Genomic DNA, 21,701 nt, shown 5'->3' with positions numbered 1-21,701 from the left:
AACGTCCGTTTTATGGAAGAAAAACATCTGTGGTATTTAAAAATCATTTGAATCGAGAGTTTCAAGCTGAAAAGCAAAATCAAAAATTCGTAACAGATATTACTTATGTACGAATCGGAGAACAATTTGCCTATTTGTCAGCTGTGTTAGATTTATACAACAATGAAATTGTTGCCTGGAAGCTATCTTCAAGAAATGATTTAGATTTGGTTTTAACTACATTACGTCAATTAGAAGGGAAGTCATTAACTACTAAGCCCCTTTTCCATTCAGATCAAGGGTTTCAATATATATCTAAATCCTACGCAAAACAGTTAGAGAAATTAGGATTTGTCGGTAGTCATTCTAGACGTGGAAACTGTTTTGATAATGCGTGTATCGAATCATTCTTCTCACATTTAAAAACAGAGAAGTTGTATTTAGTGTGTCCAAAAACATATGAAATGGCCTACCGAGCAATTCAAGAATATATTCAATTTTATAATACAGAAAGATTCCAAGAAAAACTTCACGGCCTTTCCCCGATAGAATATCGGGAAAAGGCCGTGGCATAATACTCTTTTTATTACTGTCTACTTGACAGGGAGATGACCAGTCTGTAAAAAGAGGGCTTCTTTTGTTTAAAAACGGGATATTTTTATTTATTTTTCGTATATGACGTAACGCTTCTTAAGAAGATTCCTAGTCCCGCAAAAAAGAACCCTAAGCATAATAAGCTGCCTGGCGTTCCCCAAGTAATTTGATCTAACATTTTTTATCCCCTCCCGTTTATCATTATATAGGATTTATTGGAAATTATGAAAAGCTTCTTTTTTAAGGGTTACTGATGAGTCTTCCTACCGTATAATACGAGAAGAATATATTTGAAAAGAATTTTTTATTATATTTTTTTATTCTTATAATACGTTTTTAATTCTTATGATATAGTAACAACAAAGGGGGCTTACAAATGGAATTTATTCACGAAAGAGCAAAGTTGCGGTTAATGGATAATACTGATGTCGAAACTTTGTTTTCGATTGTAGAAGGAAATCGGGATATTTGGGCGTATTTAATCTCTAAAACGGATAGTGTGCAAGATATGCAACAATACGTTCAAAAAGCGATAAAGGGTTACGGAAGAGGTACTCAAATACCTTTCGTAGTCGTAGATCAACAGACGAATAAGATTGTAGGAAGTACACGTTTATATAATATTTCAGTAGAAGATAAGACAGTTGAGTTAGGGCAAACGTGGTATCATCCGAGTGTGCAACGTACGAGTATAAATACAGAGTGTAAGTATATGCTTCTCCAGTATGCTTTTGAAAAACTGCATATGCTTAGGGTACAAATTAAGACGGATGCAAGAAATGAAAAAGCACAACGAGCAATTGAAAGGTTAGGAGCAGTAAAAGAGGGTGTGCTTCGAAATGAAAGAAAATTACCGAATGGTTATGTGAGAGATGCGGTGGTGTACAGTATTATCTCGAGTGAATGGCCAGGCGTAAAAGAACAATTATTAGAAAAATTAGAGTTATATAAAGAAAAGTTATAATTCGTGTTTTGAAAGGTATATTGTTCGTGATATATGAAAAATATACCTTTTTTCTTACAAAATGCTACTTTATTTTAATTCCTTTTGTTTCATCGTTCCCTTCTGAGAAAAAATTCGTTACAATGTAGTTGTATGGTAATAAACTTATGAATTTAAAAAATGTAATGAAAACCGCAAATGAAAATGAATTGATAATCCTCAATTTTAAATGAAAACCCTTTTATATATAAATAACAAGTAAAGTTCCTTCTTTTAAATAAACTCAAACAAAACGATTTGATATAAATGTTTTTTATAGAAGTATGGATGATGTACGGAGGCAATTACAAATGAAAGAGAATAAGAAGAGTAAGAAAAGACGAATCTTTCAAGTATTTTTACTAATGATTTGTTCTGCTATTTTATATGTAAGTTATGCAGCTTACGATATTTGGAGTTATCGTTTTAAAGCAAATGATGACGTGAAAACGGATGCTGGTATCGTACTAGGAGCAGCTTCGTGGAACGGAAAACCATCTCCTGTATTTAAAGAAAGAATTAATCATGCGATTTCTTTATATAAGAACGGAAATATTAAAAAGATTATTTTTACAGGTGGTACAAAGTTCGAGGCAGAACTTGAGGAAGCACGTACTGCAAGAGTATATGCAATGAAACAAGGTGTAAAAGAGGAAGATATTTTAATTGAAACTAAATCCCTTTTCACTGAAGAAAATTTAAAAAATGCGAAGCAAGTTGGAATAGAGAACGGAATACGCACATACACGATTGTAAGTGATCCACTTCATATGAAACGCGCAATGAGAATTGCAAAACATATTAATATTGAAGCGTATGCTTCACCAACGCCGACATCAGCATATAAAACGTTAGACACAGAAATTCCATTCTTCTTTAAAGAATTATTCTCGTATATTGGATATGTAACCTCTTTGCCATTAAAGGCATTGAAGGGAGATTAACATAAGAAAAGAACCTATCCTTAAATAGGAACTTTTCTTATTAGTCAAAAACATTGTATTTTTATCGGAATAGTGAAACAATAGAGAGGTAGCTTCATATAATCATAATGAAAAAGTGAGCGGTTGATGAATCGAACATAAAGGAGATTATAGTATGGCACTCTCATTTGTTGAAACAGAAGAACAATCTTTCATTATTGCACAAATAAATAAATTGATTCCGAAGTTCATGGAAAGGGAGCATCAGCTAAGTGAATTAGGATCATTTCCGTATGAAAATATAAATGATTTGAAAGATATCGGATATACGAAATTAACATTACCGAAGGAATTTGGTGGTAGTGCGATTTCTTTATATGACTTTGTTTTATTTCAAGAGAAAATCGCGGAAGGCTGCGGAGCTACTGCATTATCGATTGGCTGGCATCTTGGCATTGTGAAAGAGCTAGCGGAAAATCGCTCTTGGAATGATGAGATGTTCAAATGGTTTTGCGAAGAAGTACGTAATGGTGCGCTCTTTAACAGGGCAGCAACAGAACCGAAAACAGGGAGTCCGACGCGTGGCGGCAAACCAGAAACAATAGCGGTTCAACAAGGCGAGAAGTGGGTTATAAATGGAAGAAAAACTTTTACAACGATGGCGCCAGTACTTGATTATTTTATTATTTCAGCAAGTATGGAAGGCCAAGAAGAAGTTGGTGAGTTTGTTATTCCAAGAAATACACTCGGTGTATCTATTGAAGAAACGTGGGATAGCGTTGCAATGCGAGGGACTGCTAGCCACGACCTTGTCTTACAAAATGTAGAGATAGAAAGTCGCTTTTTTACAGATATAAAAGGCGGGAAAGTAAAACAAAAGGGTGTTGGCTGGTTGCTACATATACCAGCATGTTATTTAGGAATTGCACAATCAGCAAGAAATTATGCAGTTCAATTTGCGGAATCATACAAGCCAAACAGTTTAAACCATTCTATTAGTTTATTGCCAAATGTTAGAAAATTAATTGGAGAATTAGAACTTGAGCTTATGCAGGCTCGTGTCTTTTTATATCAAATTGCGAAAAAGTACGATGAGGCAGAAGATAAACTATCACTGCAAGCAGAATTAGCAGCCGTGAAATACGCCGTAACAAATGCGGCGATATCTATAGTGGATAAATCGATGCGCATCGTAGGAGCAAAAAGTTTATCAGAAAAAAATCCGCTCCATCGTTACTATTTAAATGTCAGAGCAGGATTACACAATCCACCGATGGATGATGCAACATTGTCTATGTTGGCGGATGCGGCGTTTCGGTCGTAGTTTTTAAATTTTACATTTTATTGTTTGTGGATATTATAGTTGTTTTGAAAGCACGGGTTTGATTAGTAATCAAACCCGTGCTTTTTATGTGTATGAAGTACTTAGTTGAGATGTAGGTTTTTAATATAAATGATTATCATGGTTTGTGATTGTTTCTTGTTGAAAAATTCTTATTGTAATGCCAGTTTGGAGGCTGTATAAACATTTTTCGTATTTAATCCCAAATTAATGGTCTTTCTAAGTTTACCATTCGTAAATATTGTAAAAATTGACCTGCATGGACCGCATCATGATAGGCAATTCGTAATAGCATATCGCCTAAATATCGTTGATAGCCAACATCGCTTCTATCAATAAGTCTTGAATCTAGCTCGGCTATGCTTATTGATTGAACATATTCTATGAAGTCAGTAAAGTATGATTGTGCCAATTCAATTTCTTTTTTTACACAAGTAATCGGCTCGTCATCATACGTGATACGTATGTCGTTTATTGAACCGTTGTTTTTTATAATCATATGGTAGTAAAAAGTTGAACTCCATACATGACGAATCATCTCACCAAAAGACATAGCCTCAGGATCAGGCTTCCAATTAAGAAAATTATTAGGAAGAGAATTCCATAATTTTTCTGAGCGCCTTCTCGTTTCTTTCAAATTTAATATACTAAGATCAATTGCATTCATAATAAATTCTCCTTTACTATTAAACTTAAAATAATTGTATCAATTTAATAGTTAGGGTATCATCGAAATATGAATGTATATCCGAATATCTCATATATAGCTAAACTAATTGCTGAACCTACAAGAGCAATCATATTAGATTGTCTAATGAATAATCAGGCACTACCCGCTAGTGAATTGGCTTATATGGCAAAAGTGTCACATCCAACAATTAGTTCTCATCTTTCTAAATTAGTAGAAGGGAATTTACTTACAGTTGAACAACATGGTAGACATCGTTACTATCGACTTGCTAATCAAGAAGTTGCAGAAGTGCTTGAAAAGTTAGGGACAATCGCACCAACAGTTCAAGTTCGCTCTTTAAAACAATCAGGTCAACTAAAACAAATTCGTTATGCTCGAACTTGTTATGATCATCTTGCAGGCAAACTCGGTGTAGAGATAACTGAAAAATTACTAGATAGGCAATTTATAATTTTAGAGGATGGAGAATACATTGTAACGGAACAAGGTAAGAAATGGTTTCTGAATTTTGGAATAAATGTTGATGAGGCAGATACAAAAAGGAGGGTATTTGCAAAACCTTGCCTTGATTGGAGTGAACGGCGTTACCATATTTCCGGTTGGTTAGGGTCTGCAATTGCAAAACTGCTTTTTGAACAGGGATGGATTACCAAAACGGATAAGAACCGAGCTGTCCATCTTACAAAGAAAGGTGTAAAGTTATTGGAAGATCAATTAGGCATTGATATGAAAACTGAGGAAAGAAAAGCTTGAAATTAGAAAAGTCCGTCAAAATGACGGGTTTTTTTCATTATGGTAGGAGTGTACATGAATAATAGGATGTTACCAATAATTGTTGCCAATAAAAAAATCTTTCTTTTCATTCTTCTTTTTTAAGTTTTAAAGGAGAAAGCTAGGCTTCTTATTTTTACTAATGTTATAATAAGAAAAAAGCACGAAAAGAGGTCATCTCATGCTAGAGGTTATTGCAACATGTTTAGAAGATGTAAAACGAATTGAAAGCGCTGGCGGGAAGCGGATTGAATTAATTTCATCTTATACAGAAGGTGGTTTAACACCGAGTTATGCTTTTATAAAAAAAGCGGTAGAAGCGGTAAGTATACCAATTCATGTTATGATTCGTCCGCATGCGAAGTCTTTTACATATACGGAAGAAGAAATTGAAATGATGAAAGAAGATATTATAGTTGCACAGAAGTTAGGAGCAGCTGGTGTAGTATTAGGCGTATTAAGCGAACGAAATGAAGTGGATGAAGAGAAATTAGCGGATTTACTATCTGTTGTAGATGGAATAAATGTAACGTACCACCGTGCGATAGATGATATAGAAAATCCAGTAGAAGCGATGAACACTTTAAAGAAGTTTCATAAAGTGACTCACGTTTTAACTTCAGGTGGACAAGGAAATATAGTAGAGAATATTCCGGTGCTTACAGAAATGCAAAAGGTAAGTGATGGTCAAATTCAGCTTGTAGCTGGAGCTGGCGTGACGAAAGAAAATATAAAGCGATTGCTAGATGAAACTGGAATTTCGCAAGCTCATGTCGGTACAGCGGTAAGAGAAGGAAAATCATGTTTTTCTGAAATAGACCCTAATTTAGTACAAGAATTAGTTAAAATCATAAAATAAGTGCTTAAGAAAGAGGAGAAACGATGAAGGAAAATACGAAGAAAGAATTATTCTCTTGGGCTAAAACGATAGGTTTTACCCTTGTATTAATTGCTATTATTCGCGGTGTTTTATTTACACCTTCTTTAGTGCAAGGTGAATCAATGATGCCCACTTTAAAAAATAACGAACGAGTGCTCGTGAATAAGATTGGTTATAGTATAAGTGGATTAGATCGCTTTGATATTATCGTCTTCCACGGAAAAGAAGGATACGATTTAGTAAAACGAGTAATTGGTTTGCCAGGCGATACAGTTGAGTATAAAAATGATGTTTTATATGTAAACGGCAAAGCGATGGAAGAACCATATTTAAAACAGTTTAAAGAAAAAGCAGTAGGCCGTGTATTAACTCCAGACTTTACGTTAGAACAAATCACAGGAAAAACGAAAGTGCCAGAAGGCCAAGTATTTGTTTTAGGGGATAATCGTGAAGTTTCTAAGGATGGTCGCATGTTTGGCTTTATTTCAGAAGATGAAATTGTCGGAAAAGGACAAGCTGTTTTCTGGCCGTTGAAACAAGTAAGAGCGTTATAAAGTGTAGTGAAGTATGGGAGAGATATTCTTCCATACTTTTTTATTTGCTTAAAATCTATTGATTGAAATGAAAGAATATTTTATAATTTTAAATTATATGTTTGTTTCGAAAAACGGAATTTAAGTTCCGTAATTCGGAACGAAAGGGAGATAGAATGAGTATAAATAAAACGGCAGTTAAGACAATGGATATTTTAGAGTTGTTTTATGAGCATGAAGAGCTAAGTTTAACTGAGATGGTTCAGCTTACCAATATGCCGAAAACATCTGTTTATCGTTTAATTGGCTCGTTAGAAGAGATGGCGTTTTTACAAAAAAACGAAAAGGGGAAATATCGTTTAGGGGTCGTATTTTTACGGTTCGGTCAACTTGTTTCACAACGATTATCAGTAAGAAATATAGCAATTCCTTATATGAAAGAACTTAGAGATAGTTTAGGACAGGCAGTTAATTTAATAATTCAAGATGGTAATGACGCAATTTACGTTGAAAAGATGGAAGGTGTTCAGCCGGTACGCGTGTATACGGCGGTTGGAAGAAGAGCACCGCTTTATACTGGTGCATGTCCAAGAATTTTACTATCGTATTTCTCTGAGGAAGAGAAACGGAGATACATAGAGGAAGTGGATTTAAAACAGTTTGCAGATGGAACAATCGTGGATAAGAAACAATTGTTAGAAGTGTTGCAAATGGCAAAAAAGGAAGGCTATACAATTAGTTATTCTGAGTTAGAAAATCATACAGCCGCAATAGCAGCGCCCATTTTCGCAAGTGATGGAACGGTTGTAGCAGGCATTAGTATTTCAGGATTAGCAATTGAGTACAGCGAAAGTAACATTTCATATTTTATCGCTAAGGTGAAAGAAACAGCACATCGCATTTCGAAAGAACTCGGCTTTTTGGCATAGAAAGAGGGAGTAGGATGAAATTTTCTGCGTTAGGGGATCAAGCAATTATTGTTACATTTGGTGAAGAAATTAAGATGGATATATATGAGAAAGTACAGCGGTTATTTCAAGCACTGCAGCAACATCCGTTTGCAGGAATGATTGAGTGCGTTCCATCGTTTACTTCATTAGCTGTTTACTACAATGTATATAAAGTATGGAAGAGAAGTGAAAGAAGTGAAAGACCATATGATTATGTTCGCCAGTATATAAAGGAGCTGTATGATTCTAATAAAGAAGAAGTAAAACAGGATGTGAAACATATTTCTATACCAGTTTGTTACGGGGGAGAATATGGACCTGATTTAGAAGATGTCGCACATTATAAAGGTTTACAAGTAGAAGATGTGATTCGAATACATAGTGAAACTACATATTTTGTATATATGCTAGGTTTTACACCAGGGTTCCCCTATCTAGGAGGACTATCAAAAGAATTAGAAACACCTAGAAAAGAAACACCACGGTTACAAATTTCTCCTGGTTCAGTGGGTATTGGCGGGAATCAAACAGGTATATATCCACTTGAAACACCAGGAGGATGGAATATTATCGGCAGAACTCCTATTTCATTATTTAATCCAGAAGAAGAAATACCAACATATATTCAAAGTGGTATGTATTTACGATTTATCCCAATAACGAAGGAAGAGTACGTATCACTTGAGGGGGCTAAAGAATGGATGTAGAAGTTTTGCATGCGGGAATGTTTACAACAGTCCAAGATTTAGGGCGATCACATTATCAACAATACGGTGTACCCGTTGGCGGGGCAATGGATCAAAGTGCGCTTCGGATGATCAATATGTTAGTTGGTAATGAAGAGAATGAAGCCGGACTCGAAATTACGATTATGGGACCTAAATTGTTAATAAAGAAACCGACTTTACTTGCGATTGGCGGAGCAGACATGGAACCGTTATTGAATGGAGAACGTATCCCGTTATGGCGTCCCATTTTAGCGGAAGAAGGTAGTATGCTTTGTTTTGGAAAGGTGAAAAGTGGTTGCAGAGCGTATGTGACTTTTGCGGGTGGCATCCATATTGATCGCACTATGGGAAGTAAAAGTACGTACATACGTGCTACGATTGGCGGTATAGAAGGAAGAATGTTGAAAAAGGGTGACTACTTCCAAATTGGTGCACAACCAGAAATGGCGAATTGTTTCATTCAAGACTTACAAAAAGATGAGCGAATAAAAACGAAATGGGCAATTAGCAACAGCGTACTACCAAAGTATAAGAAACATCCTAAGCTTCGTGTCATAGCTGACTTTGAATATAATCAATTTACAGAAGAAAGTAGAAAGGCATTTTTTACGAAAGAGTATAAGGTATCTAATCATGCTGACCGTATGGGCTATAGAGTTGAGGGAGAAGTATTAAATAGGATTGAAGAAAAAGAGATTTTATCGAGTCCTGTTACATTTGGAACCATTCAAGTTCCAAATGGTGGACAGCCGATTATATTAATGGCAGATAGACAAACGACAGGTGGCTATCCGAGAATTGGAAATATCATTTCAGTAGATTTACCTCTTCTTGCCCAGCTAAAGCCGGGGGACTATGTTTCTTTTGAGAAAATTACGCTTGAAGAAGCGGAACAATTGTACATAGAACAAGAAGTAAATATGAATCTATTAAAGAAATTCATCGCTTTACGAAGCTGAGAGCAGGAGGGAAATATCATGACTACAATTGATTTGAATTGTGATTTAGGAGAAAGTTTTGGCGCTTATAAAATGGGGAATGATGATGAAATTCTTCCGTTCGTTTCCTCTATAAACGTTGCTTGCGGTTTTCATGCGGGTGATCCGTCTGTTATGCGTCAAACTGTTGAAAAAGCTTTGGAGCATAACGTAGCAATAGGGGCGCATCCTGGATTTCCTGATTTAATTGGATTTGGTAGAAGAAACATGAATGTTTCAGCAAGTGAAGTATACGACTATGTATTGTATCAAATCGGTGCATTAGACGCTTTTTTGAAAGCAGCTGGCGGGAAGATGCATCATGTAAAACCGCACGGTGCTCTATATAATATGGCGGCGACTAATCCGGAAATTGCAGATGCAATTGCGAAGGTAATTTATCATAGTAATCCAAATCTATTACTTTACGGATTAGCAAATAGTGAGGCATTTATACAGGCTGCAAAAAAATACAAAGTAACTCTCGTACAAGAGGCTTTTGCGGATCGTACATATAAGCAAGATGGTACATTAACGAGCCGTACAGAAGAAAATGCGCTTATAAAAGATGAAGACGAAGCGATAAAGCAAGTACTTCAAATGGTGAAAGAAGGCCATGTAAATTCGGTCAATGGAAAGAAAGTAGTAGTTCAGGCGCAAACGATTTGTTTACATGGTGATGGGGAAAAAGCAGTGCAATTTGCAGAAAGAATATACAGAACATTCAAACTTAACGGCATTTCTATTTGTGCACTGAAGTAAAAAATGAGGGGAAGTGTTGGAATTGGTGAAATTAATCGGGATATTACTTGTTGCAGTGGGCTTTTTATTTAGATTAAATACACTTTTAGTAGTTATGGTTGCAGGTATTGTTACTGGTATGGTTTCAGGATTAAGTTTTTATGATGTGATCAGTATGTTCGGTAAATTTTTCATAGAAAATAGATATATGTCTATGCCAATTATATTAACATTACCGGTAATCGGAATTTTAGAGCGTTACGGTTTAAAAGAAAGAGCAGAAGCACTTATAACGAAATCAAAAGGAGCAACAACTGGAAGAGTATTAATGTCATATTTTACGATAAGAGAATCCTCAGCAGCACTTGGACTGAATATTGGTGGTCATGCACAAACAGTAAGACCGCTCGTTGCACCGATGGCAGAAGGAGCCGCACAAGGTAAATACGGTAAACTCCCTGAAAAATTAAGAGAAAAGATTAAAGCAAACGCAGCTGCTGCGGAAAATACAGCTTGGTTTTTCGGAGAAGATATTTTCATCGCAACTGGTGCTATTTTATTAATGAAAGGATTCTTCGATTCAGTAGGTATGCATGTCGGTGTATGGGATATGGCACTTTGGGGCATTCCGACAGCAATATCTGCACTTATTGTAAGCTGGATTAGATTTAGAAGGTTTGATAAATATATAGAGAAAACAATGAAGGCAGAAGGAAAAGAAGAGAAGGAGGTAATCTAATATGAACATCATCACAATGGATACAATCTATTATGTATTAGGGATAATCGTTGCCTTTATCGCTGTTCGTATCGCATTCGATCGTGAACATCCAAACAGATTCGGTTCTAGTTTATTTTGGGCATTGTTTGCAGTTACATTTTTATTCGGAAATATAATTCCTTCGTTTTACGTTGGTTGTATAGTGCTTACTATGGTCGTTTTAGCTTCACTAAATAAAGTAACAAAGTCTCAGGAAAAAGAAGTACCAGTACAAGAACGTGTGAAACATGCTGAGAAATTAAAAAATAAAATTTTTATGCCTGCACTTTTAATTCCTATTTTTACAATTATCGGTACGTTAACGTTAGGGAAAATTAAATGGGGAAATGTCTCTCTTGTTGATCCAGATAAAGTAACATTAGTTGCATTAGCGCTTGGTGCATTACTCGCATTCGTCGCGGCAATGCGTATTACAAAATCAAAAATAACAACGCCTGTACAAGAAGGAAGCAGACTATTACAAGCTGTCGGCTGGGCTGTCATTTTACCACAAATGTTAGCAGCACTTGGTGGTATATTCGCGAAGTCTGGCGTTGGACAAGTTGTTTCAGACTTAGTCGGACAAGTGTTACCGACAGAGTATCCGTTCGTTGCTGTTATGGCGTACTGTTTAGGCATGATGCTATTTACAGTCGTAATGGGAAATGCATTCGCAGCGTTTGCTGTTATTACCGGCGGAATTGGCTTACCTTTAATAGTTCAAATGCACGGCGGAAACCCAGCGATTATGGCAGCGCTTGGTATGTTTGCTGGATATTGCGGAACACTGCTTACTCCAATGGCAGCAAATTTTAATATCGTACCAGCAATGCTTTTAGAACTAAAGGATAAAAATGCAGTTATTAAAGCACAAGTACCAATTGCTCTTTCAATTTTTATCATAAATATGTTTATTATGTACGGCCTTGTATATCGTTTTTAATTAGGAGGATAAAACTATGAAAACAGTATTATTAACAGGGTTTGATCCATTTGGCGGAGAAAATATCAATCCAGCTTGGGAAGTAGCAAAAGGTTTGCATGAAAAAACAATTGGAGAATACAAGGTAATAAGCAAACAAGTACCAACTGTATTTCATAAATCAATAAGCGTATTAAAAGAGTATATAGAAGAACTAGCGCCGGAAATTATTATATGCATTGGACAAGCTGGGGGCAGACCAGATATTACGATAGAACGTGTTGCAATTAATATTGATGATGCAAGAATTGCTGACAATGAAGGAAATCAGCCGGTAGATGTACCGGTTGTAGAAGAAGGACCAGCTGCCTATTGGTCTGCACTTCCGATGAAAGCAATTGTAAAAAAACTTTGCGAAGAGGGCATACCGTCATCTGTTTCACAGACGGCAGGCACATTCGTTTGTAATCACTTATTCTATGGACTTATGCATGAACTAGAGAAACATGATAAGAAAATAAAAGGCGGATTCATTCATATTCCGTTTTTACCAGAACAATCGAGTAATTATCCAGGGCAACCGAGTATGTCACTTTCTACTATTAGTAAGGGAATAGAATTGGCAATTGAAGTAACGATGACAGTTGAAGTAGATATTGTAGAGATTGGGGGCGCAACGCATTAAGTAAAATGAATTGTACAACACCTCCTGTAAACAACTGGTATAATAAGAATAGGAAAATACATAGAGGTGATTTTTGTGCAACAATTTGAAGAAGTACGTTCAATTTTAGAAAAAGCGAAGAAAATTACAGTATTAACAGGCGCTGGTGCAAGTACGGAAAGTGGTATCCCAGATTTCCGTTCAGCAAATGGATTGTATGCTGATGCGAATGTGGAGATGTATTTATCAAGAGGGTACTATAACCAAAGTCCGAAAGAATTTTGGAAGCATTATAAAGAAATCTTTCAAATTAATACGTTCCATCAATATAAACCAAATCGTGGACATCGTTTTTTAGCTGAGCTAGAAGAACAAGGGAAAGATATTACGATTTTAACGCAAAATATTGACGGTTTACATCAATTAGGTGGCAGTAACCATGTTATTGATTTACATGGAACACTTCAAACAGCACATTGTCCAAAATGTAAATCAGGCTATGATTTACAGTATATGATTGATCATGAAGTACCGCGTTGTGAGAAGTGTAATTTCATTTTAAATCCAGACGTAGTTTTATACGGAGATACATTACCGCAATATCAAAATGCGATAACACGTTTATATGAAACAGATGTATTTATCGTTATGGGAACGTCATTAAAAGTACAACCCGTCGCTTCATTCCCGCAAATCGCAAAGAGGGAAATAGGGGCAACAACAATTTTAGTAAATGAAGAGTTAACAGGGCAAGAATATAACTTTGATTTTGTTTTTCAAAATAAGATTGGTGAGTTTGTTAAAGGGGTATCTTCAGTGAAATAAGTTATCTAAAAAAGTGAGGTATCTACCTCACTTTTTTATTTGAGTAATCGCTGTTTAAAGCGATATGAAAACATTTTGATAACGTAGTAACAACATCTTTATAATTTATAAAAAAGAGTTTGGTAGGTAAAATGGCAGAGTAAGAAGTAATATTTTCTTTAGCGAATACACAATCGTCATAAAGTAAGCTAATGTGTACCTGTTGTAAAGGTTTTATTTGGTTTTGTTTTAAGTATAAAACTAAATCATTATAAAGTTGCGTACTATACTCACTTACAGACCATTCTAATGAATGCTGACCTACTATGCTAGTCCACCATACTTTAAAACTACACAGTAATTCTTTAAAAGATTCCTCATTACATAATTGAGTGTCAAAAAGCTTCTCGTAAAATATATGATTCTCCTCGTGAAAAATTTGTAAATCATATCTGTCGTTAGCAGTTTGCTTACGAAGAGTCAGCCATAATTCTTTGAAGTTTGTTTTAAAGTCAGTGGAGAAATGTAATGTTTTTGTTATGTAAGGAAAACGAAAATTTTCTTTTTTTCCTTTTTGATTGAGATAAATATTTTGAATGTAAATCATAAAGTTTAAACAATGTGGCGTATTAGTATGTATGATAAACGAATCTGTCATTTTCGTTCTCTCCTTAAGTAATGTCTTTTATGAATCTATTTCTTTAGTATACAAAGAAATGTGAATTAATGGTATAAAAATCAATTTGTCCCATTTTTCTTTTAGAATAATATTCATGTTATTGTGCATTAAGGGAATGGTAATAAATAGGATAGTGAAATAAAAAACTGAAAATTAAATCTTTTATTTCTTTTGTAATTAATATAAAATTCTATATATATCATATAAATAAATTTGATACATAATGATTTTGCGTAGAAATGTTAATAGAATGAAGCGAGGGAGCGAAATGAGACAGAAAAAGGAGCAGAAAAAACAATCGAAAAAGAAAAAGACTCATATTCCATTTCGGTTAAATGTACTATTTTTTATTGTCTTTCTTTTATTTTCAGCTATTATAATTCAATTAGGTAAAGTACAAATCATTGATGGAGAAACGTATAGAAATGAAGTAAACAAAAAGGAAGATGTAACGGTAAGCACTCCCGTTCCTAGAGGGAAAATGTTTGATCGGCAAGGTCACGTTATTGTAAATAATAAACCATTGCGAACCGTTACATATACGAAAATGAGAGGAGTAGACTCGAAAGAAGTTTTACAGGTAGCAAAAGATTTAGCTAAGCTAATTGAAATGTCGCAAGAGGACATGGATAAGTTAACAGAGACAGATAAGAAAGATTTTTGGATGCAGTTAAATGAAAAGCGGGCAGCAGCGAAAGTAACGAAAGAAGATGAGAGTAAATTTAGAAAGCAAGAAATAGAAGGAAAAGAGTTAGATAAAAAAGTAGAAGAACTGCGCCGGGAAAGAATTACACAAGAAGAATTAAATGAGCTTTCAAAGGAAGATATAGAAGTATTAGTAATTAAAAGCAAAATGAATGCGGGATATAAAATGACGCCGCAAATCGTTAAAAAAGATGTAAGTCAAAATGAATATGCTGTCGTTAGTGAAAGGTTGGCAAGTTTACCGGGGGTAGATACAACAGTAGATTGGGAACGTGAATACCCAAATGATAAAATACTGCGCTCTATACTCGGTAGCGTTTCTAATGAAAATGAAGGGTTGCCAAGAGAACAATTAGATTATTATTTAGTTCGTGATTATAATCGAAACGACCGTATTGGTAAAAGTTACATCGAAAAACAATACGAAGATGCACTACATGGAACGAAAGAACAGTCTAAAAATATTATGGATAAAGCAGGGAAGATTGTTCGAACTGAAAAAGTGACTGAAGGAAAAAGTGGAAATAACTTGATGTTAACAGTCGATATGGATTTACAGAAAAGAGTAGAGGGAAGCCTTGAAAAGAATTTACGAGCTTTTCATGCTGCAGAGCCGATGATGGATCGTGCGTTCGTAGTAATGATGAATCCGAAAAACGGTCAAATTTTATCAATGGCAGGAAAGAAAATTGTAAATAAAGATGGCGGTATGCAAATAGAAGATTATGCACTAGGAACGATGACAAGTTCTTATGAGTTAGGGTCAACTGTAAAAGGTGCTACTTTATTAACTGGATATCAAACAGAAGCGATTAAGCCGTATACACATTTCTTTGATGCACCAATGTATTTTAAAGGAAGTTCTAAGCCGAAGAAATCGTGGAAAGAATTTGGGGATATTGATGATTTAAGAGCTTTGCAAGTGTCATCGAACGTTTATATGTTTAATACGGCTTTAAAAATGGCAGGCATTAATTATGTCCCAAACAATCCATTAGACATTAAACAAGAAACATTTAATAAAATGCGCTACTATTTTAGACAATTTGGCCTAGGTGTGTCGACTGGTATTGACCTGCCAAATGAATCAATTGGTCAAGTAGGTAGAACTGATAACATACCCGGATTTTTACTTGATTACGCGATTGGACAGTATGATACATATACGCCGCTTCAGCTTGCGCAATATATTTCAACCATTGCAAATGGCGGTTACCGAATGAAACCACAAATTGTACAAGAAGTTAGAGAACAACCGAATAGACCAGAGGATGTAGGAAAAGTCGTTCGGTCGATTGAACCAGTTGTATTAAATCGAGTGGATATGGACACTTCGTACATTAATCATGTAAAAGAAGGATTTAGAAGGGTTTTTCAAGAAGCTGACGGAACAGGTACTGGAACGTTTAAAGGTTTACCATATAAACCAGCGGGAAAAACAGGAACAGCTGAGACAGTATATGGTGGAGAAAGTGATATTGGAAGAGATGAGAACAACAACAGAAAAAAATGTTATAATTTAACTCTTGCCGGTTATGCGCCATATGATGCTGATCCGGAAATAGCCTTTTCAGTTGTTGTGCCATGGGTGAATGATGATAAATCAGGAATTAATTCTGCCATTGGTAAAGAGATTTTGGATGCGTATTTTGAATTAAAAACAAATAGATCAAATGCAAATTCAATTCCAGTAGAACAACCGAACAAGGCACAGTAAAAATAGTATCACTGCATGGAAACTTATTGTGCAGTGATATATTTTTTGAGTTAAAAAGCGCTTTATAAGGTGGGAATGGATATGAAAAAGGAGATTAAGAGAGGCTGGGGAAAGTACATACTATTTATATTGGTGATAGTCATAGGCTACCATTCTTTTACTTTATGTAAGGTGGAAGGGGAATCGATGCAGCCGACTTTATATGAAGCAGACTACGTATTTGTAAATAAAGCAGCAGTACGTCTTTCTAATTTACAACACGGAGAAATTGTCATTATAAAAGAAGAGGATGAATCGAAATATTATGTGAAACGTGTAATAGGGCTTCCGGGTGATGTAATTAACATAACGAATGGAAAGGTATATGTGAACGATAAAAAGCAAGAAGAACCATATACGAACAAAGATTTATTTAACAACACACAAGTGTTTTATAACTTTCAAAAGACAAAAATTCCACCAAATAAGTTATTTGTAATGGGAGATAACCGCGAAGTAAGTAGAGATAGTCGCAATGGCTTAGGATATATTGAAGAAGATAACATAATTGGCAAGGTGGAATTCGTATATTATCCTTTTTCAAAAATGAAAATGATAGAATAAGTGGGGGAGGAGCAAAACCCCACTTATTAAAGTTTCACTTTATCCCGCATTAATGGGCAGTAAGACCCCCACCTCAAAGTTCAGGGAAAGCAAAGAAGTTAGGTGGGGGATCAACTGTCCGTAAAAGCCCGATTGGTGAGGGCTGATAATCAGTGGGGGATGAATCCCTCACTGATTAAAGTTTCACTTTATTTTCTTTAAAAACCCTTTTGGATTAAATGATATGAAAAATTTATGTTTAGAGTCGTCGATTATGAAGTTATTATTTTTTGTTAAAAACTCATCTACAGCTTCCATCGGGCCAGGACCCCAATCAGGAAGAAGTGGATTTCCATTAATGGAGGTATCTTCTACAATTATATAACTGCCAGTAGTGACGATAGATTTATATAGTAAGAGTTCTTTGGATACATGTTCTTTACTATGATCAGAATCTAAAATAACTAAAATCACATCATCAGGTTTGCGCATACTTACTATTGTTTGAACGGCCTGCACAGAAACAGAAGAGGCTGTTAAATACGTAATCCGATTATGTGATGGCCGATTTGGCTGCGGAGTTATATCGATAGTAAGTACGTGACCTTTTCCAATTAAATCTAACATAGAAGCTAAATACAGTGCACTACCACCATGAAAAGTCCCGCATTCAATAATTAAATCGGGCTTTAATTCATAAATGATTTCTTGATACAAAAAGAGATCAGAGGGAAGTTTACAGATTGGAACCCCGAGCCAGTGTGTATCGTTTAACCACACAAGGCTGTTGTAATATTGGTTTAAAAATTCATTGCTTATAGTATCGATTTTAAATTCTCCTTTCTAAAAAGGATTCTCTCGTTTGACGTAAAGTGTTTACGCATGAAAGTTGTACTATATATTATGTAGTAAGGAATTGTAAGGCGAGTGTTTTTACTTGAAAATAAGCCAAATAACTCATGTGGAAAATGAAAGGAAATGATTGTATGTACAAGTACACAATTTGCTTTATTAGAAAAAGCGATAAAATACTGCTATTAAATAGAAATAAAAAGCCGAATATGGGGATGTGGAATGGTGTCGGAGGAAAAATAGAAGATAATGAAACGCCATACGAAGGAATAATTAGAGAAACATTTGAGGAAACGGGCATAGAACTTTCAAGTGTAACGTATAAAGGGACTGTTGTTTTTAAAGGTAAAGATGAGCCCCAGGCTAATGAAGGAATGTATGTGTTCGTTGCTGATTTGCCAGATGAAATGCAGATGAATACACCATTTCGTACGGCTGAAGGATTATTAGAATGGAAAGAAATTGATTGGATATTAGATGGTGATAATAGAGGTGTAGTTAGCAACTTACCAAAATACTTACCGACAGTATTAACAGAAGAAAATAAGTTAAAACATATATTCACGTACGATAACCGGAATATTATTAATTACACAACTGCATATTTGACAGAAGATGATACGAACAAGCGATATGAAAAACAACTTGTTTCTCAATAGAAGAGGAAAGTGAAAAATCACGTTTTTGCTCTCATTATATATGCGAGGTGATTATATGTTTCAGAAATACAACTCATTGGTCATAATTGTAATATGTATGATATAACTTTTCTTATGATGAAAGAGTAGAGAACATACGTAAACGGAGCAAAAAGGAGGTGGCTATGCCACCTCCTTTTTGCTAGCTGCGAATCGCCTTAATCATAAATCGATGTTGCTTCACATCAAAATATCCTTTTTGCAAGATGCTCTCATGTATGCGATATAAATCCTCATAATATCTTTCGACAGTAAAATCAGGAATTTGCCACGGAATCGCTTTTAAATAATAGACGATAGCGCCAATATCATAAAAGCGTTGGAAAGGGAATTCTTCCCTTGCTTCTAAAATAGTAAATCCATTTTGCTTTAACTCACTGCATGCTGTTTCGAGAGACCAACTTGCAAAGTCGCTATTTAGTGTTGAGCCAAACTGCTCATTAAGTTCCGCGCAATCAAGACCGCCAACTTGTTGTGTAAGAAAAACGCCACTTGGAGAAAGGATTCTGTTTACCTCAGAAGCAGCATACGATTCATGTTGATTTATAATTAAATCAAACTGCCCATCTTGAAATGGTAATGCAGTATCATCAGTTACTTCTAAAACAGTAACTCCTAAAGGCTCTAATTTGTTTTGAGCAATTGACACGTTTGGAGTGTAGCCCTCAGTAGCGAATATAGTTGACGGGAACGGTTGTAACATAGATAAAAACTCTCCGCCGCCAGTACCCATATCGAGCATTGATTCTGCACATTGCATAAGCTGAAAAGCAGTGCTGCCGTACGACCACGATAAAGGCTCGCTCTTCATTCGACCCGTTTCTGAAATGAAAGAAAAATCCCAGCCGCTAAAGTTTGTATTTGCACTTTTTAATAAAGTTAAAAATAATGGATTACGTTTCATAATTATTTCCTCCTATTTCGTAAATGAATGATATGATGAGAAAAGAAAAAGGGAGGACCTCTTATGAAAGAGAGGCAGTTTTACGTTTCGTGTTCGAATAGATTCATATAGATTCGCTCCTTGTGAGAATGGTAATTTATATATTCGGGATAACCGAGTGGAAATCCTTTGAAATTATGGGAGAAGGTAGTTGTTTAATGAAAGATTGGATGGAGTGTACAGAAAAAGGGTGCACTCAAACTTTAGAAAAGGTATTTAGTAAACTTAAATTTCCGCCCAGCCCTTTTATGAGATATGTGATATTTCTCACTACTATTAAGTAACAATAAAGTCGTACTGTTTATAAAAGAAGTGACGTTTTTGTATCCCTTTGGATTTACTTAACTATGGGATAAGAAAAGAAGTAGACATATAAACTGAATATAAAAACGCTTTAATTCTTTGAAAACATTCCATAACTTAGTATTTTTATATATGGATAATTTGTTTGTGCGAAAAGAGGAATAAGATGTTTATACAAAAGTATAAGGGTTTGATGCTAGGGATAGTTGGTGCTGTATTAGGAGTAATATCCTTTGTTTATTTTAAAGATTTAGATTATATATAAGACGGGCCTTAAGTTATTATCTGTAACATTAATCATTATAGGTCGGGTTATTGCCTGTGATTCGACCCGTTCCAATAAAAAAGAGAATAATAATGTATAAGATTATTATTATTATATAAATTTAGCTTGTTGAGCATGGGGAATACTAATCTTACAAAATTGTAAGATTAGAAGTCACATAGTTAGATAGAAGTCATTAACTTATGAAAAAAACTCATCTATAATCCAGATATAAATCATTTACTAAAGGAGTATTCTAATGAAAAAAATTATCAGTTATACGGTTGTTATTGCTATTTTTATAGGAATAGGATTAGGAGTAAAACGTTATGTGCAAGGTCCAGGACAACCAGTCGATGGGATTCTAGTTAGTGGTACTGCAACTGACGTAGAAAAAGTTAAACAAGAGTTTAAAGATGACACTAAACAATCAATAGACTATAAGATAAAGTACGTCACAACAACAAAAAGGATTCCATTATCAGAAGAAGATAAGAAACAAAATGATACAAATGAAGAATTTGAAATCAACACTACAGAATATGCAGTTATTAATAGTTCTACCGCGGTAAAATTATTTAATAAGGGACTTCTAAGAGCTAGAAAAGATCCAAATTCAGCATCTATTATTTCTGAGAGGGTGAAAGATAAAAATAAAGTATCTAGTGATCAGAATCTATTATTTTCTTATGCGGGTGATAATTCTACGGTTGATAATTTTGAAAATAACCAGTTGAATTTGAACGATAAGATAGTACCTGCTCAGTATGTTAAACAGCAAATTTGGATTGGGTATGTTCCAATGAACCTTGTTATTCTAAACGACCAAGAATATAATACACTTTCTGAATCAGAGTCAATAATGAAATTGATTCAATTTCAAAAACGTAATTTTGATTATAAAAACAAACAAGAAGTAGACAAAGTTTTACAACAGATTGATAAGCTCTCTTCGAATAATCAGAATAAAATAAACTTTGTAGAGGTACAAGACTAAATTAAAATGAAAATAAGGTGATATGAGTGGAAATCGTAAGAATAGAGGATGTCGTCAAAAGTTATGGTGAAGGCAATAGTAGGGTAGATGCTTTGAAGGGAATAAACCTTACAATACATCAGGGGGAATTTGTTTCAATCGTAGGAGCTTCTGGCTCAGGTAAAAGTACATTGTTGCATATTTTGGGAGGGTTGGACCGTCCGAGTTCAGGACAAGTATTTATTGGAGAGAACAATATTTATAATTATTCAGATAATGAACTTTCGATATTTAGAAGAAGAAAAGTTGGTTTTATATTTCAGTTCTTTAATTTAATTCCTGTATTGAATGTGCAAGAGAATATAGCTTTGCCCACTTTACTAGATAATGAACCTGTAGATAATCCTTATATGGACGAAATTATTGAAATTCTGGGACTTCATGAAAGACGAAATCATTTACCATCTGAATTATCAGGAGGTCAGCAACAACGGGTTTCGATTGGGAGGGCACTTATAAATCGCCCACATTTAATCTTAGCTGATGAACCTACAGGAAATCTTGATACTCAAAATACAAAAGAAGTCATGGATTTATTAAGATTGACAGCAAAAAAATATAATCAAACTATTGTATTGATTACTCACGATTTAAAAATTGCATCAACTTCTGATCGTATTATTACAATTGAAGATGGCCAAATCATTTCTGATCAGTGGCTAGATACGAATAAGCCTTAA

23 protein-coding genes and 2 pseudogenes are annotated in these 21,701 nt (G+C 34.9%); 21 read left to right on the top strand and 4 right to left on the bottom strand.

Annotation, left to right across the window (positions count from 1 at the left end; all coding sequences use genetic code 11):
* From BAQ53_RS14700 to BAQ53_RS14685, 4 genes and pseudogenes are all read left to right on the top strand, one after another.
* Positions 1-554: pseudogene (locus BAQ53_RS14700) on the top strand (IS3-like element ISBth8 family transposase); the annotation flags it as partial.
* Positions 555-949: 395 nt separating this feature from the next.
* A complete protein-coding gene (locus BAQ53_RS14695; protein WP_000394343.1) occupies positions 950-1,537 on the top strand; it encodes a GNAT family N-acetyltransferase in 588 nt (195 codons plus the stop codon).
* A gap of 329 nt (positions 1,538-1,866) precedes the next feature.
* Entirely contained in the window at positions 1,867-2,499 is a 633-nt protein-coding gene (locus tag BAQ53_RS14690; protein ID WP_000662216.1) for a YdcF family protein, read from the top strand.
* Between the two features lie 154 nt (positions 2,500-2,653).
* Complete coding sequence (locus BAQ53_RS14685) at positions 2,654-3,802, top strand: acyl-CoA dehydrogenase family protein (RefSeq protein WP_001218340.1); 1,149 nt, start codon at positions 2,654-2,656, stop codon at positions 3,800-3,802.
* Positions 3,803-4,016: 214 nt separating this feature from the next.
* Here BAQ53_RS14685 and BAQ53_RS14680 read toward each other — a convergent pair whose 3' ends face one another.
* Positions 4,017-4,487, bottom strand: coding sequence for a DinB family protein (locus tag BAQ53_RS14680; protein WP_000991285.1), 471 nt, complete (start codon positions 4,485-4,487; stop codon positions 4,017-4,019).
* 69 nt (positions 4,488-4,556) lie between these two features.
* Between BAQ53_RS14680 and BAQ53_RS14675 the strand changes: the two genes are divergently transcribed.
* From BAQ53_RS14675 to BAQ53_RS14625, 11 genes are all read left to right on the top strand, one after another.
* Positions 4,557-5,264 carry an ArsR/SmtB family transcription factor gene (locus BAQ53_RS14675; RefSeq protein WP_001103802.1) on the top strand — a complete coding sequence of 236 codons (708 nt, stop codon included), beginning with the start codon at positions 4,557-4,559 and terminating at the stop codon, positions 5,262-5,264.
* A 199-nt stretch (positions 5,265-5,463) separates the two neighbouring features.
* On the top strand, positions 5,464-6,141 hold the full coding sequence (locus BAQ53_RS14670) for a copper homeostasis protein CutC (protein WP_000895114.1): 678 nt from the start codon (positions 5,464-5,466) through the stop codon (positions 6,139-6,141).
* Between the two features lie 23 nt (positions 6,142-6,164).
* Positions 6,165-6,716, top strand: coding sequence for a signal peptidase I (gene lepB / locus BAQ53_RS14665; protein ID WP_000662502.1), 552 nt, complete (start codon positions 6,165-6,167; stop codon positions 6,714-6,716).
* 155 nt (positions 6,717-6,871) lie between these two features.
* Positions 6,872-7,624, top strand: coding sequence for an IclR family transcriptional regulator (locus BAQ53_RS14660; protein ID WP_000026351.1), 753 nt, complete (start codon positions 6,872-6,874; stop codon positions 7,622-7,624).
* Positions 7,625-7,638: 14 nt separating this feature from the next.
* On the top strand, positions 7,639-8,352 hold the full coding sequence (gene pxpB / locus BAQ53_RS14655; protein ID WP_089149498.1) for a 5-oxoprolinase subunit PxpB: 714 nt from the start codon (positions 7,639-7,641) through the stop codon (positions 8,350-8,352).
* Entirely contained in the window at positions 8,343-9,332 is a 990-nt protein-coding gene (locus tag BAQ53_RS14650) for a 5-oxoprolinase subunit C family protein (RefSeq protein WP_000382224.1), read from the top strand. Before pxpB ends, BAQ53_RS14650 begins: the two co-directional genes overlap by 10 nt.
* A gap of 18 nt (positions 9,333-9,350) precedes the next feature.
* Positions 9,351-10,112: a 5-oxoprolinase subunit PxpA gene (pxpA, locus tag BAQ53_RS14645; RefSeq protein WP_061884339.1), complete on the top strand. Its 762-nt coding sequence runs from the start codon at positions 9,351-9,353 to the stop codon at positions 10,110-10,112.
* Positions 10,113-10,134: 22 nt separating this feature from the next.
* Positions 10,135-10,830 (top strand): DUF969 domain-containing protein, encoded by a 696-nt coding sequence (locus tag BAQ53_RS14640; protein WP_000239810.1) that lies wholly within the window; start codon positions 10,135-10,137, stop codon positions 10,828-10,830.
* 1 nt (position 10,831) lies between these two features.
* Entirely contained in the window at positions 10,832-11,794 is a 963-nt protein-coding gene (locus tag BAQ53_RS14635) for a DUF979 domain-containing protein (protein ID WP_001021649.1), read from the top strand.
* A 16-nt stretch (positions 11,795-11,810) separates the two neighbouring features.
* The gene (gene pcp, locus BAQ53_RS14630) at positions 11,811-12,458 is read left to right on the top strand and encodes a pyroglutamyl-peptidase I (protein WP_000859714.1); all 648 of its coding nucleotides are present in this window, start codon (positions 11,811-11,813) and stop codon (positions 12,456-12,458) included.
* A 66-nt stretch (positions 12,459-12,524) separates the two neighbouring features.
* A complete protein-coding gene (locus tag BAQ53_RS14625) occupies positions 12,525-13,262 on the top strand; it encodes an NAD-dependent protein deacylase (protein ID WP_208905638.1) in 738 nt (245 codons plus the stop codon).
* Positions 13,263-13,284: 22 nt separating this feature from the next.
* Here the strand turns inward: BAQ53_RS14625 and BAQ53_RS14620 are convergent, their stop codons facing one another.
* A complete protein-coding gene (locus tag BAQ53_RS14620; protein WP_000132268.1) occupies positions 13,285-13,899 on the bottom strand; it encodes a hypothetical protein in 615 nt (204 codons plus the stop codon).
* A 289-nt stretch (positions 13,900-14,188) separates the two neighbouring features.
* Between BAQ53_RS14620 and BAQ53_RS14615 the strand changes: the two genes are divergently transcribed.
* Together BAQ53_RS14615 and lepB (BAQ53_RS14610) are read left to right on the top strand one after the other, a co-directional pair.
* Positions 14,189-16,342 carry a peptidoglycan D,D-transpeptidase FtsI family protein gene (locus BAQ53_RS14615; protein WP_001249187.1) on the top strand — a complete coding sequence of 718 codons (2,154 nt, stop codon included), beginning with the start codon at positions 14,189-14,191 and terminating at the stop codon, positions 16,340-16,342.
* An 81-nt stretch (positions 16,343-16,423) separates the two neighbouring features.
* The gene (lepB, locus tag BAQ53_RS14610; RefSeq protein WP_002164083.1) at positions 16,424-16,945 is read left to right on the top strand and encodes a signal peptidase I; all 522 of its coding nucleotides are present in this window, start codon (positions 16,424-16,426) and stop codon (positions 16,943-16,945) included.
* 183 nt (positions 16,946-17,128) lie between these two features.
* On the opposite strand, the gene BAQ53_RS14605 is transcribed toward lepB (BAQ53_RS14610), so the two are convergent.
* A complete protein-coding gene (locus BAQ53_RS14605) occupies positions 17,129-17,752 on the bottom strand; it encodes a cephalosporin hydroxylase family protein (RefSeq protein ID WP_277996463.1) in 624 nt (207 codons plus the stop codon).
* 158 nt (positions 17,753-17,910) lie between these two features.
* Between BAQ53_RS14605 and BAQ53_RS14600 the strand changes: the two genes are divergently transcribed.
* Positions 17,911-18,435: an NUDIX hydrolase gene (locus BAQ53_RS14600; protein ID WP_000280185.1), complete on the top strand. Its 525-nt coding sequence runs from the start codon at positions 17,911-17,913 to the stop codon at positions 18,433-18,435.
* A gap of 181 nt (positions 18,436-18,616) precedes the next feature.
* On the opposite strand, the gene BAQ53_RS14595 is transcribed toward BAQ53_RS14600, so the two are convergent.
* Complete coding sequence (locus tag BAQ53_RS14595) at positions 18,617-19,378, bottom strand: class I SAM-dependent methyltransferase (protein ID WP_000828139.1); 762 nt, start codon at positions 19,376-19,378, stop codon at positions 18,617-18,619.
* Between the two features lie 508 nt (positions 19,379-19,886).
* On the opposite strand from BAQ53_RS14595, the pseudogene BAQ53_RS26485 reads away from it, so the two are divergent.
* From BAQ53_RS26485 to BAQ53_RS14585, 3 genes and pseudogenes are all read left to right on the top strand, one after another.
* Positions 19,887-20,085: pseudogene (locus BAQ53_RS26485) on the top strand (hypothetical protein).
* Between the two features lie 159 nt (positions 20,086-20,244).
* Positions 20,245-20,982: a lipoprotein BA_5634 family protein gene (locus BAQ53_RS14590; protein WP_000720909.1), complete on the top strand. Its 738-nt coding sequence runs from the start codon at positions 20,245-20,247 to the stop codon at positions 20,980-20,982.
* Between the two features lie 26 nt (positions 20,983-21,008).
* Positions 21,009-21,701, top strand: coding sequence for an ABC transporter ATP-binding protein (locus tag BAQ53_RS14585; RefSeq protein ID WP_208905636.1), 693 nt, complete (start codon positions 21,009-21,011; stop codon positions 21,699-21,701).

This window comes from Bacillus sp. B25(2016b) (genome assembly GCF_001679765.1).
GTDB lineage: Bacteria > Bacillota > Bacilli > Bacillales > Bacillaceae_G > Bacillus_A > Bacillus_A thuringiensis_K.
This window is presented reverse-complemented; position numbering and strand designations above follow the sequence as displayed.